Origin of the sequence: Variovorax sp. V35, assembly GCF_041154465.1 — a bacterium.
In the GTDB taxonomy this organism is placed as follows: Bacteria; Pseudomonadota; Gammaproteobacteria; order Burkholderiales; family Burkholderiaceae_C; genus Variovorax; species Variovorax boronicumulans.
On record NZ_AP028666.1, the window covers coordinates 4,799,034 to 4,811,283 of the forward strand.

Genomic DNA, 12,250 nt, shown 5'->3' on the forward strand with positions numbered 1-12,250 from the left:
CAAATGTCGAGAATTCTTGAATTGATTTTTCAATTAATTCTTAGGTATTCATGTCGACTCAGGCCTGGCCTTGCTGCAGAACAGCGCCGATTCGAGCGATCGACAAGCCGGGGAGCGACCCGATAGGGAGTCCATCACCGTTCAATGCCTCCTGGATATCCGCGTAGTGGATTCATGTCCGGTCCGTCATCCGCAATACGCCGTTTACCTACGCAGTTCTCCGGGCGCGCACGGTGGATGCCGGTGAGCCGTGGTTCCAGCGACGCGATAGCCAACGCCCAGGCGAACGCGGCGAAAAAACCATCATCTGCGTAAGGCTCGCCGGCGTCGCACCCGTGGTCGCAGGGAAGATTTTTCTCGCTCAGCGCATAGGCGTCCGCCGTGGCGCTTGAGTGCTTTCCAGCCACTGCGCCACCGCCACACGCGAAATGTGGCTTGGCGGCCGATCTAGTGGCTTGGCGACGGTGTTGGTGGCTCGAATCCGGTCACCGCTGATTTTCTGGCGCTGATGCCCGTTTCGTCCATCTGAAGTACACGCTAGTCAGACATCTTCGATGGCGTCGTTTCGTGTCTAGATAGGCTCATTTTTGGAATTTATCGACATTTTCCAAAATACCTTATAGAGTCAATCCGGACATTGACTCTCGGAGCGAAAGCCCATGACATCATCGAAAAAATCCGCTAACGGCCAAAGGATCGGCTACGTCCGCGTCTCCAGCGCCGACCAGAACGACGCGCGCCAGCTCGAAGGCTTGGAGCTTGAAAAAATCTTCACTGACAAGGCCAGCGGCAAAGACACGAACCGTCCACAGCTTCAAGCCATGCTCAGCCACGTGCGCGATGGCGATCATCTGTACGTCCACAGCATGGACCGACTCTCGCGCAGCCTTGTGGACTTGCAGCGAGTCGTGGAGTCGCTTGTGGCGAAGGGCGTGAGCGTGATGTTTGTGAAAGAAAACCTGACGTTTGAGAAACCGAGGGACGGCGCTGGCGATCACGCGACCAGCTACGCGCGATTGCTGCTCCAGCTGCTCGGAGCTGTCGGCGAGTTCGAGCGCGCGCTGATCAAGGAGCGCCAGCGCGAAGGCATTGCCATCGCCAAAACCAAGGGCGTCTACAAGGGGCGCAAGCCGTCGCTCAATGCGGAGGCCATCGTGACGCTCAAGGAGATGGCGGCGAGCGGGGTGGCGAAGGTTGATATCGCAACAGCGCTTGGCATCTCGCGGGCCAGTGTCTACGAATATCTCAAGCAGTGAGGCATTGTTCGTAGTCGCTCCATCGTGCCTGCCCATATCATCATGCCAACGAGCCAACGGAGAACCGCATCGTGCTTCTGCATCAGATACAAAACCGGACCTGCGTCAACTGCAACGCGATCGCATCGTTCTCTGTATTGCACGCCGCCCCCGAATCCGTCAAGGTCCCCGCGCAACACGGGCAAATGCGCTGGTCGGAAGGCCCGCGCATCCGCGCGTTCGTCGCATGCGGAAATTGCCGGCAACCGAGCATGCTGACGTTGGAGCCGCACGCATTTCATCGAGGACATGGCATGAACGGTAACTCCCACCTTCAATCGGCGTTCTTGAATAGGTTGCGCCCCTTGTCCACGATTTTTCAGAATGCGCCAGAGAGCATCAAGAACCATTGGGCAGTTGTTGGCAATGAACCGGGGGTTGCGATCAACGACTTCTACGATGTGGTCCGTGAGTTTCCGTCCGCAGCAGTTCAAACCCCCGACGAGGGCGCGCTCCCCCCGAGCGTCAGCACTCAATTGAACCGGTTGGTCAAGGTGCTGCATGAGCCCGTATCAGCCATGTTCGGCTGTCGTCGCACGCTCGAGATCGCATGCAAGGAAAAATTGGGAACTGCCGCCAACGGAAAGAAGCTTTACGAGCTGATTGATGCAGCACTGGCCGACATCGAGGCGACCAAAGAGATTTCGCAATGGGCGCATGCGATACGCCATCTCGGCAACGAAGCCGCTCATGACGTCGAGACAGAACCTACAGAACAAGATGCGCAGGAGGCCTACGAAGTCGTTCGGCTGATGCTCGATCTCTTGTTCGCATATCCAGCGCGAATTCGAAAGCTCCGGCCGTCACCTTGACGTCGTGGTGGCCGGGCCTCCCTGTAGAGGGAGCTTGAACTACTGCTCAGAATAGCCGCATCATCAGGAGAGCCCATGCAAGCAATTACGTCGGTTCCCCGTTTCTCAGCGGAAAACGAAAGCGACCCGCCCCCACCCGAATGGGTGAGCGAATCCGAGCAATGGCCGTGGTGGCGTCGCCGCTTCAAGCACCCTTCGATCCAGGCTCGAATGCGAATAGATGCTTGGAACTCGTTGCGCGCACTCTTGAACCGTCCAGCCACTACGTTGCGGTGGGGTACTTCCGAGGCCCAAGGCATCTTCGGCAATGCTGTCAGCCGTGTTGATACCTTCGGCGACCACGGATGCTCTGCGCTGAATTTTGACGGCTGGACCTTGATCGACGGTCGGTTTCGCCGCATGACGGTGCGATCGCCATATGGCCCGCTCACTATCTCGGCAACCACAGAGAACTTTGTCTTCGATATCACCGAGATCGACGGCATTTCGGAAAGCAAATCTTCAGACAGATACTTCGCCACTGTCCAAGACTTCGGCGCCGATTTCACGACCTATAAGCGAACGCCGGTCGACGCAAATGGACTCGCAACCATGCTCGCTCACGGCGAGGTACGCATCGGCAACCCCGGGACCTCCGACAGCGTAGGTTCGCGTCTCTGGGACGGCAAGCTCTTTCTCTATAACGCTGGGGGATCGCATCACTTCGCAGGGGCAGCGTACATCGCGAAGCAGTTGAACTTCCACGTTCCGCTGCGGGCGCTCCATAAGGCCATTGCACTCAATCCAAAAGCGGTGAGATGGCTGCTATCGACATTCGTATTGCTGGCTGTCCCCAAAGCACTCGCCGCACCGACACAGGTTGCCAAGCTGACCGGCTCTTGCTTCGAGTTGAGCGTGCCCGACTGCATATGCCGGGATGCAACGCTGCTCTTGATTCCGCACGGCAACGAGTCGACGCTGAGGATTGTCGACGCCTTGAGCGGCGCTGGCGCTCGCGATATCGGTCCGTGGTTCAGTGAACTTCTGGCATTGCAATCCGATAGCTTGCGTCGGCTCAAGGAACGCTTCGGTGATCGGATCGAGTACCCATCAACATTCGACGAGTAGGGAAGACCGTAGTTATTGCCAGCAAGGAATGGGGCCGCAGTTGCTCTAGTAACCGAGGAGGGAAACGTATGGGTGAGATCAACATTCCGCGCGCCGAGCAGGAAGCCTTGAGAGCGGTCGACACCGAGGCGCTGAGAAAACTCATCGAGCAGAGTCTGCGTGAAGAGCGGCCGTATGCCTTGCGGGATCTCCGCCTCGAGAACTGCGGGCTATACGTCGTTTCCCGGCTTCGGCAATACGAGACTGCGCTGGCAGAGCATGGCAAGGCGAAGGCGGAAAAAAAGCGTGCGGAGACGGGATATCGCGCTCGTCGCGCCGGCAGTGATCTGCTGGATGCCATCCAGCAGATGAAGGATCGCGTAGAAACGGAAGAGAAAGAGGGGCAGTACTTCTACGTCGACGACCTGATCATGCCGCCCTCCCGCTTCAGCGAACGGGTGACAGTTCGGGTGAACTACAACTGGCGCCGATCAGTGGAGGACAAGTGGGCATACGGCAGCATAACTTTTGTCCACGATGTCGACTCTCGGCCTGACTACACCTTGCCCCAACCAAGCCGGAAGCCGAGCGCCGCCAAACAGGAGCGGGATCGACAGGAGAAGCTATATGACGAATGGAACCACCTTATGAAATTGGGTCTCCATTCAGTCAGAGAATATTTCCGCGAGGGCGGTGACGGAGCGGCGATCCCGCAAACGTTCCAGGCGAAAGCTGATTCCTATACTCGAGGTCTGAACAATTTCAGTGCCAGATTCTGGCTTGCGCGGTCTTCGGCCTCCGAATAGGTGGCCTCAACGCATTGCGCTCGGCTCTCTGTTGGTGCCACGAACTGCCGTTCGCAGCCTCCAGTCGGCAATGGGTGAAGGCGAACACCCGGCCTTCCGCTCTGCTAGCTCGTCCTCGATTTCTTAGGCCACCGCATCTCTCCGACGCGGCAACTGATCAGCGGGTACCGGTCGACGACGAAGAGACCAGGGTCATGAGCGTCTTGGCTGCCGACGAAGAACAGCCAAGCCTTCTCGCGAAGGCCTTTCTTTCCAACGACCTCCTTGCGCGCACGTAGAAGCTCGTGCTGCAACGTCGCCCGTTGCAAGCTGGTCCAGCCCGACCAGTTGATGCGCACGCGGTACTGCATGGTCGGCCGCTTGGCTCCCTTCGGCCACGCACCGGCGTTGAGCGTCCATTCTTCGTAGCCAGTGCCCTTGGTAGCGAAGCCCCAACTCAGAGGAGCATAGAACAAGCCAGTTGGCACAGGTTGAGCACGAACACCAGCGAAGCCAAGTTGTCTGAATGCCGTGCCATACGTACGACCTGCCACTCCGGGGATTCGGATCGCCAGCTGCATTCGGTCATTCGGGAACTCCATGAAGATTCGGCAGATCGGTCGCAGTGTCGTGACCGTGTGGCCGTGATAGACGGGGGCGCCGTGTTGAAGGGCCGGCGGCGAAGGTCTGAGCTTTACAGCCATCGACTGCTTGGCACGCTGCGGCGCGGTCGCGAGAACAGTCCCGAGCACTGAGTCCACGACCAGTCGCGAGGGGAAGGGAATCGGCAGCCCGCCGGAAGCTCGCGTCATGCCGCGCTTACGAGCGGTCGATGTTTTTGCGCTCAAGAAGCCTGCGATACCGCAGCCGTGAGCATGAGTACTGCCCTTGCCGATCTTGAAGTACGGCCGCCGCTTGCTGATGTCCTTGAGGTACGACGCCGGGAACACATCGACCGCACAGCCGGGGCACACAAAGCTACCTCTCTCAATGACCTCCATGTCCCACAGTTGCTCCGCATCGATGATGTGGCTGGTCCGGCGGTCACGTGCGCTGTCCATGACCAGGCCCTCCACTTGCGGATGCTGCCCGGACATTTCGAGCGCGGTGGAGAGCCGTGGGGTGCGCGTGCGCCGCAGTCACCGCCGATCCTTGCGCTGAGCCGTGACGTTACCCATGAGCTTGCGCTTTGGACTTAGCTTCGGCTTGGCCTTGACTTCAACGTTGACGTGGCGCGCCGTCTGGTGTCGGCGCCGGCTCAGCATCTTGCGAACTTGAGGAAGCATCGACTCGGGCACACGCACGGCCACAGTCCTTTCACGGTAAGGGCTGCGCTGGTATGGCGGTCGAGGTTGAGAAGCGGCGGTCCCGGCGATCACAGGCTTGCCGGCGGGTGATGAAGACATATTGATGTTCTCAAGAGTTACGGTTACATCAAATTAGTCGCCGGGCCGGTGCGACCGGCTCAATCCGACCAGGCCAATTCCTTGCAGGAGCTTTCTTCAACGCTCAGCCGTAGGTCGGCATCCGCATGTGAGCCGTGGGGCTCCCGGTCGTCGAGATCGGGCGACCTTTCCCTCCAGTAGCGCGTGAGAACCGCGGCGTCACCAGAATGCGGGCACATGAGGGGTTGCTTGTCCTTCGGAGGCTCGAGTCCGCAGCAACGACTTGGATGCTGCGGAGGTGGGCTGCACGTCTGCGTGCGTCTTGTATCAACGGCGCTTCTTCGGACGAGCTGCCGGTTGCTCATCGTCGTCCACAAACGCTTCGGCCGGGAACAAACCGAGATCGCGTAGAGCGTCGCATGCTTGCTGCCACATCGGCTCGGGCTTCCACCACGTGGCTTGCCGATCGCGCCAGAACTTGCGGACCTTCCGAGCTTGCCGGCTGTTCTTGAATGCGGTCAGCGCGGTCTTCAAGTCGTATTGTTGGCAGATGGAGATGAACGCCAGCTTGGTCAGCTCGTCCAACCCGGCACCGTCAGCATCGAGCATGGTGAAGCCAAAGCGCTTGAACCGGTTGCTTAGTTGGGCGAGCTTGGCAAGGTGGAGGCCGCGCAGCTTTTTGCCGCGGACTTCGACGCGCATCCGCTCCGGTTCGTCGAGCGCAGCATGGAATTGCTTGATCAGGTTGGCTTTCAGGGACTCGCGTCCGAGGCCGCCGCCGTTGCGGTGCTTGGCAAGCTGGCAGAGCGCGGCGTGGATGCGTTCCGCTCGCTTGTCGTACACCGAGGTCATGTAGTCGCTGCTGACGCTGCCGAAGTTGTATGTCTCGACACGGCCATTCTTGGACATGCGTTTGCCGAACACCGTGTGTTGCTGCGCGTTCGTGTACGTCACAAGCATTCGGTCCAGGTTGGCATGCTGGATGTCAACGGCAAAGTCCACAACGTTGATGCGGGGGTGCTTCATCAACTCGTCGTACTCGACTTCGCCGATCAGTCGACGCAGCGTCCGGTGCAGCAACTCGACGTCACCGGGCAACCACTTCGACGGATTGACCAAGACGCGAATGCCACCCTTCTGCCGTTGGGGCTGCAACGCACCGACTTGCACCAACGCTTTGCTGCCGCTGTGGAGCTTGATGTTGAAGTTCAAGTGGTACCGTGCTCCCTTGACAAAGGTGTACTCGCAACGACCAGCCTCGATTGCTTTGGCCAGGCGGCGCTCTACCGCCGCGACCATCTGCTTTTGGTGATCGAAGATGCGGCTGCCCCAGGACAAGATGTAGGCAAGGCGATCACAAACGGGAAGCGCCACGATTGGCTTGAGTTTCATATCGGTTTCCAGATTGGGGAGAGATGTGGAGCCGGTGTCCGGAATGAACATCGACTGCATCGGCCATGCATGACGGATGCGCTCAAGAGAAGCCACAAGGCGTAGCTGATCGCTGCTCGATCTCGATAGCCGAGGCTCTCAGTGCGATTGAGGTACTGGAGCGCAGCTACATGCGCTGGCGATGCACAAAGTATTTACAGCAACCGTCTGAGTGCAGATCGGCACGGTTGGACCGGGCACGCGAACAGCTCCCGATGGCCCAGGGAAAGCAGGAAACGTGGGGGATCGCGAGGAATCGCGGATACGAATGAGATTGCGGGATTCGCCCGGTCAGCGTGGCATCTCTCTCAGACCGTTTACTTCATCTAGTTGGTGAAGATCAGACGATCAGAAGTTGCTTAGCTGTTCTTCACCAGATATCAGCTATCTGTACATATCAAGCATGAGCTAGCCGTAGTTCAACAGCTACATCACCAACAGACCATCTACTGGTCTACATGCACTGACTACACTCTTATTAGTTCCAGGCGACTTGCGCTCGATCCGCGTGGTGCAGACAGCTTCCAACCACACTCAGAGCGAACAGTTCCAGAGCCCGACCGTCGTCTTGCAGTTGCTCGCGCATGCTCGGAGGGAGAGAGGGCGTTCTCCTTCTCTCCCTCCGAATACGCCATATCTGCATATTTGGCGCACAGGATCAGTCCGCGAGGATCGCGCGTCGGATCACGTAGAACGAGCGGTTGACGCCATCCCCGCCCGGCATGTGCACCTGCACCTTCGGACTGCTGCGCGGCCCCCTCTGGAGCAAGCCGCGATCGGTCAACGCGGACACGACGAGGTTCATGTCGACGCCCTTGCAGACGGTCTGCTCGAAGAAAGCGGGCAGCACCAGAAAGCACGCCTCAGTCTCGCCACGGAACGTGTGCTCGTAGCCGCCGAGCGTGCCCGCATGGTCGGCTCCATGCTCCGCCAGCGGCGGGAACTGATTGCCACGCTGCGACTGGAAGTACAGGCGCAACTGGCGCATGACGTCCTCCTGCTTGGCAGGGCGCTCGCGCATGTATTCGCGGTGCCAGAGCTTGAACACGTGAGCGAGCGACTTGGCAATGTTGTCATTTTTCCACGGCACCGCCTTGGCTTCGGTGGCCATCAAGCCCGCATAGAAATAGAGCGCGAAGTCTTTGAGCACCCGATGTGCGACAGGGTCTTGCTCCAAGTCCAAGCCTTTGGATAGCTCGGCTTCCAGAACGCCGATCTCGCCCGCGAAGTCCTCCGGAAGCGAACGAACCTGCTCGATCATGTACGGCAAGAAACGCGAGGCGAAGGCTCCGGCGCTGGCATGGGAAAGCTGCTCGACGGCAGCGGATTTCTCGGCGCCGTTCGCGAACTTACCGAGTTCAGTCCAAACGCCATACCGCTCTTCGACCGGCACGGACACCAATCGGGCGTACTGGCCGCCCTTCACATCGCGGCCAGACTTCCGGATCAGCGACAAAGGCGTTTCCTCACCACCGGAGAGGACGACATTGACATTGCGGAATGTCGCGGCCAAGCCGCCCGATGCGGTCCCGCGCAGCTTGCTGCTGTCGTTGGTCAAGTCATATGCCAGTTCCGAGAAGGCGGCGCCGGTGCTTTGGCTGACCTCGTCGATCGGGCAAACGCGATCTTGATAGTTGCGTACAGCCGCGTTTACGCCGTTCTTTGTCGACTGCCACGTCAAGGTCGTGGCCGGGCCATACAGTGATGCGGCGAAGCGCAGCAGCTTCGATTTGCCCAAACTGGACTTGCCGACCAGGAACACCAAGCTCGCGCCCAAACGCAACGGTCTCAGCAGCATCGATGCGACCGAAGCGCACAGCGTGAACACCGCCAGATGGTCGCGCGCGACGATGCGCAACAACTGATCGAGCGCAACGCCATTACCCGATGCACTTGGCTCAGCGAGACCATCGCGGCGGCACAAGCTGAATGACGCGTTCTTGGGATGAACGATGCGCTCGCCCAACGCGTAGACCGCAAACGGCTCCACGCCATCGGGGTTCGGAATGATGTGCCACCCGTCGCCGGCCACGATCACGAACTTCTTCGTTGACCCCATGACGTCTAGGTACTGGAGGATGGCATCCCCGTGCCCAGCGGCATTCAAGGTCGGCATGCTCAGACCCAGTGCGCTCAGGTACGCATAGGTCTTGAGGGGCGACATCAGCTTGTCGACCGGAATGGTTGCGCGCTTACGCTGGCGCAGCGCATCGACGATCTCGACACGGATACCGGCGTTGCGGCCCTCGGCGTCGATGCTGACCCCAAGGGGACGCAAGTGTCCGCAGATGTATTGCTGCTTGCCATTTCGGAGCCGCGCGTACACGCCGGGGTTCGGGCCAGTCGTCACTAAGGTGAAAGGCGACTCCGAGCTTTGAACTGTTGCTGCTGCATTCAGCGCCTCAACGCTGACGGCTACAGACTTGGCCGCGCGCTTGCCGATCGAGCGTTTGGTGGGCTTGGTCTTGGCGCTCATGCTCGCCGCGCCTCCGCCTTGCCTGCCAGCGCTTGGTCGCGGGCAGCGATGCTTGCTGAGATGATCGACTGGATTTCGTGCGATGGCCATACGGTCACCCGAGGCGATAGCTTGACGCCGGGCGGATAACGGCCTTCCCGTATGCCATTCCACCATGCGGATTTTCCCACTGGTATTACTTTGAGCACCTGCGGCAGCCGAAGCAACGCGTGCTGCTCAAGGAAACTTGGGACTGGCCGCATCTCGGTTTCGCAGCCCGTTTTGCAGCTGCCTTGCAGGCCAGCTGCTTCTTTCGCACCCACCGCACTCAATGGCAGGTCACTCACATTTTTATTTCGCGCTTTCATCTCGTCCTTTCAGAGCTTTCTGGGATTGCCAGTGGCCACTGACGGACTAAGTTTCGTATCCGGGAACGCCTAAATTTGAGTCGAAAATTGTGCTGGCGCTGGCGTCACTAAACGCCGATGCACACGTCGCCGTAGCTACTACATGTTGAGAAAGGCAAGGCCAAGGTAGCCCCAGTCGCGCAAGTTCAGAGCACGCTCAGCCTGCTTTCTGATGTCACCAGTTGCTTTCGACGACGCTGTGATTTCTTCACCATAGGCATCCACCCATGAGTACGTGGTGAGAATCTTTCCGCGCTCCAATCTCGAATGAGATTTCTTCTTCACCCCTTTGAAAAGCACTGCAATCTCCGCGTAGTCGGCTCCATCAGCTAGTAAGTCCAAGATATCGAGGTAGGCCGCATACTTGCCGCCGCGGTCTATGCGGTCGGGAAATTTCAAACATAGCCCCTCTTGTTCAAGCTCTGCCCTGTACTTGGCGAGGCTTTCGGTGAAAGCCTCCATTTGCGGAGCAAGCGGACGATTCAGGTCAATTCGTAGCAACACATCCGTTGACCGATTGACCTGCATCGATGGGATGGGATTCGCACTTCTGAATTTTTTCCCACTCGTGCCATCCGCTCCTGAGAACGAGTACCGAGGCGTTTTCGCGCGCGAATTTTTCCGAAGTGGGGGCTCGAAGAAAAGACTCCCACCGTCCTCATATTGCTCAGGATCGATCGACTCATCTTCGCCGTCGTAGGCGTACGGGGAAAGGCCATCACCGTCATCACCCGCATTCAGCTCGGTCGGCTCGAAGTCAAGATCATCATCGAACGAATCAGCCCCTTCGAGCAGCTCTTCGCTTGATTCATTTGCAATCGCCTCGGCCTCGTCAACTGATGTCCATGGATGGAAATATCTGACCTCCTCAAGACGGAGGAGCCCAAGTTTTCGAAGTCCCTCCGGAGGTAGGGGGGACACGTTCGGGTCGATCCAGTCGGCAAGGGCGTAAGTTTCCAGGTCGAATCTGGAGTGCAAAGAAACCCAAGGCGCAGGCTCCCAATGCCTTGCTCTCTCGATGAACTCCTGCAGCGTTTCCCCGCGACGTCTTGGGCTATACGGAAATGTGAAGCTGAACCACTTGATCGACAGGTGGGCAACGTTTCGTAGTGCTTCGAAGCCATTTTCCTTCACGGCTTCGAGGCCCGTCCTATCAGACGCTGAAAGCGCCTGCAGCTCAGCGTAGGCGGCCCGATACTTCGGATTGCGGCGCAAAAACTCCCACGCCCACTCCTTTGCACTGAGCTGCTGGTGTGTAGGCCTAACCTTCTTCTCGTACGGCATGATTCATTTGGCGACAGGGTCGCTGCCATTGTGAATCGAGAAGGAGTCGTTCTCGAAACTCTAGATGGGCAGGCTTACACGCCAAGCAGTTCGGCGCCGTCGCTACGCCGTTGCGAGACTCAGTTGAGGGCGCGTGCCCTCGGCGCCTTTTTTTGAGGGGCACCGCTGGTGGTGATGATGGCAATAGTCCAAGAAGCACCTCACATGTCCGCTAGATGCGGCGAGCTTGTTTACCCCTTTGTTTACCCCTTGGCCCAGAAACGAAAAAGCCGGTTAGCGTACGCTAACCGGCTATCCGTTACTGTCATTGGTCGGTGTGAAAGGATTCGAACCTTCGACCCCTTGCACCCCATGCAAGTGCGCTACCAGGCTGCGCCACACACCGAAGCTCTCGATTATAGCGGGCTAAATTCAGTGTCCGACAGTCAGGAGCTCACGAATTTCAAAGAGTTCGCGGCGAAGGTGCAACAACTGCGACAGATCGACGCTCTGCGCGACCGCCGCGGACCCCGGTTCCTCGTGCACGGCGGCGTCAAATTCCTCCTGGCCGATCTCGATGGCCTCCAGGCCTTCGAGCGGCACTTCGCCCGCCTTGCGGCGGTCGCGCTCGCCCTGCGTGAGTTCCTGCAGCTTGTTGCGCGCACCGCTGATGGTGAAGCCCTGGTCGTAGAGCAGGTCGCGGATGCGGCGGATCATCAGCACTTCGTGGTGCTGGTAGTAGCGGCGGTTGCCGCGCCGCTTCATCGGGCGCAGCTGGGTGAACTCCTGCTCCCAATAGCGCAGCACATGCGGCTTCACACCGCAGAGCTCGCCGACCTCACCGATGGTGAAGTAGCGTTTGACGGGAATCGGCGGGAGCGTTTTCTCCATTGAAATCAAGACTGTGCGCGGGAAACCTCATAGATTACTCTACGCGGCCGCACAGCACCAAGCACTATTCCGCGCCCAGGCTCCACTCGACTTCGGAAGTGCCGCCCTGCGGCTCGACGCTGCCCTGGATCTGCTCCTTGAGCTTGGCGCTCGCATGGAAGGTGGCCACGCGGCGCTCGCCGATCGGAATGGCTTCGCCGGTGCGCGGGTTGCGCCCGGGACGCGGCGCCTTCACGCGAATCTGGAAGTTGCCGAAGCCCGAGATCTTCACATCCGTGCCTTCGATCAGGCTGCTGGCGACGAGCTCGAAGAACGCCTCCACCATGTCCTTCGACTCACGCTTGTTCAGGCCGATCTGCTCGAACAGCAGGTCGGCCAAGTGCGCCTTGGTGAGCGCCGGCGTTTCAAGGGCTTCGAGCGTGAATTCGGCGGCGTTCATC

General features: G+C 59.0%; 12 protein-coding genes and 1 tRNA gene. 4 read left to right on the forward strand and 9 right to left on the reverse strand.

All coding sequences use genetic code 11. The features are described 5' to 3' along the window. Positions 1–659 precede the first annotated feature (659 nt). The 4 genes from ACAM42_RS22075 (at position 660) to ACAM42_RS22090 (ending at position 3,999) form a co-directional block, all read left to right on the forward strand. Complete coding sequence (locus tag ACAM42_RS22075; RefSeq protein WP_369629416.1) at positions 660–1,256, forward strand: recombinase family protein; 597 nt, start codon at positions 660–662, stop codon at positions 1,254–1,256. Positions 1,257–1,327: 71 nt separating this feature from the next. Beyond that, positions 1,328–2,107, forward strand: a complete 780-nt coding sequence (locus tag ACAM42_RS22080; protein ID WP_369629417.1) for a DUF4145 domain-containing protein — start codon at positions 1,328–1,330, stop codon at positions 2,105–2,107. A gap of 75 nt (positions 2,108–2,182) precedes the next feature. After that, complete coding sequence (locus tag ACAM42_RS22085; RefSeq protein ID WP_369629418.1) at positions 2,183–3,214, forward strand: DUF6685 family protein; 1,032 nt, start codon at positions 2,183–2,185, stop codon at positions 3,212–3,214. Between the two features lie 68 nt (positions 3,215–3,282). Continuing rightward, positions 3,283–3,999 (forward strand): hypothetical protein, encoded by a 717-nt coding sequence (locus ACAM42_RS22090; protein ID WP_369629419.1) that lies wholly within the window; start codon positions 3,283–3,285, stop codon positions 3,997–3,999. Between the two features lie 104 nt (positions 4,000–4,103). Here ACAM42_RS22090 and ACAM42_RS22095 read toward each other — a convergent pair whose 3' ends face one another. The 9 genes from ACAM42_RS22095 to ACAM42_RS22135 form a co-directional block, all read right to left on the reverse strand. After that, positions 4,104–5,039 carry a hypothetical protein gene (locus ACAM42_RS22095; protein ID WP_369629420.1) on the reverse strand — a complete coding sequence of 312 codons (936 nt, stop codon included), beginning with the start codon at positions 5,037–5,039 and terminating at the stop codon, positions 4,104–4,106. 78 nt (positions 5,040–5,117) lie between these two features. Next, on the reverse strand, positions 5,118–5,384 hold the full coding sequence (locus tag ACAM42_RS22100; protein WP_369629421.1) for a hypothetical protein: 267 nt from the start codon (positions 5,382–5,384) through the stop codon (positions 5,118–5,120). A 306-nt stretch (positions 5,385–5,690) separates the two neighbouring features. After that, the gene (locus ACAM42_RS22105) at positions 5,691–6,815 is read right to left on the reverse strand and encodes a hypothetical protein (protein ID WP_369629422.1); all 1,125 of its coding nucleotides are present in this window, start codon (positions 6,813–6,815) and stop codon (positions 5,691–5,693) included. Between the two features lie 637 nt (positions 6,816–7,452). Beyond that, positions 7,453–9,270, reverse strand: a complete 1,818-nt coding sequence (locus ACAM42_RS22110) for a DUF927 domain-containing protein (protein ID WP_369629423.1) — start codon at positions 9,268–9,270, stop codon at positions 7,453–7,455. Then, a complete protein-coding gene (locus ACAM42_RS22115; protein ID WP_369629424.1) occupies positions 9,267–9,617 on the reverse strand; it encodes a helix-turn-helix transcriptional regulator in 351 nt (116 codons plus the stop codon). Before ACAM42_RS22115 ends, ACAM42_RS22110 begins: the two co-directional genes overlap by 4 nt. Before the next feature lie 138 nt (positions 9,618–9,755). After that, positions 9,756–10,940, reverse strand: coding sequence for a DUF6499 domain-containing protein (locus tag ACAM42_RS22120; RefSeq protein WP_369629425.1), 1,185 nt, complete (start codon positions 10,938–10,940; stop codon positions 9,756–9,758). Positions 10,941–11,248: 308 nt separating this feature from the next. Next, positions 11,249–11,325 (reverse strand) — tRNA-Pro (locus tag ACAM42_RS22125). 26 nt (positions 11,326–11,351) lie between these two features. Further along, entirely contained in the window at positions 11,352–11,810 is a 459-nt protein-coding gene (locus ACAM42_RS22130; protein ID WP_369629426.1) for a MerR family transcriptional regulator, read from the reverse strand. A 64-nt stretch (positions 11,811–11,874) separates the two neighbouring features. Next, positions 11,875–12,249: an integration host factor subunit alpha gene (locus ACAM42_RS22135; protein WP_095747662.1), complete on the reverse strand. Its 375-nt coding sequence runs from the start codon at positions 12,247–12,249 to the stop codon at positions 11,875–11,877. Position 12,250: the final 1 nt, after the last annotated feature.

Coding starts and splice junctions, on each gene's coding strand:
- ACAM42_RS22110 (WP_369629423.1), bottom strand. CDS start 9,270: ATGAGCGCCAAGACCAAGCCCACCAAACGCTCGATCGGCAAGCGCGCG.
- ACAM42_RS22100 (WP_369629421.1), bottom strand. CDS start 5,384: ATGTCTTCATCACCCGCCGGCAAGCCTGTGATCGCCGGGACCGCCGCT.
- ACAM42_RS22095 (WP_369629420.1), bottom strand. CDS start 5,039: ATGGACAGCGCACGTGACCGCCGGACCAGCCACATCATCGATGCGGAG.
- ACAM42_RS22090 (WP_369629419.1), top strand. CDS start 3,283: ATGGGTGAGATCAACATTCCGCGCGCCGAGCAGGAAGCCTTGAGAGCG.
- ACAM42_RS22115 (WP_369629424.1), bottom strand. CDS start 9,617: ATGAAAGCGCGAAATAAAAATGTGAGTGACCTGCCATTGAGTGCGGTG.
- ACAM42_RS22135 (WP_095747662.1), bottom strand. CDS start 12,249: ATGAACGCCGCCGAATTCACGCTCGAAGCCCTTGAAACGCCGGCGCTC.
- ACAM42_RS22130 (WP_369629426.1), bottom strand. CDS start 11,810: ATGGAGAAAACGCTCCCGCCGATTCCCGTCAAACGCTACTTCACCATC.
- ACAM42_RS22075 (WP_369629416.1), top strand. CDS start 660: ATGACATCATCGAAAAAATCCGCTAACGGCCAAAGGATCGGCTACGTC.
- ACAM42_RS22105 (WP_369629422.1), bottom strand. CDS start 6,815: ATGCAGTCGATGTTCATTCCGGACACCGGCTCCACATCTCTCCCCAAT.
- ACAM42_RS22120 (WP_369629425.1), bottom strand. CDS start 10,940: ATGCCGTACGAGAAGAAGGTTAGGCCTACACACCAGCAGCTCAGTGCA.
- ACAM42_RS22085 (WP_369629418.1), top strand. CDS start 2,183: ATGCAAGCAATTACGTCGGTTCCCCGTTTCTCAGCGGAAAACGAAAGC.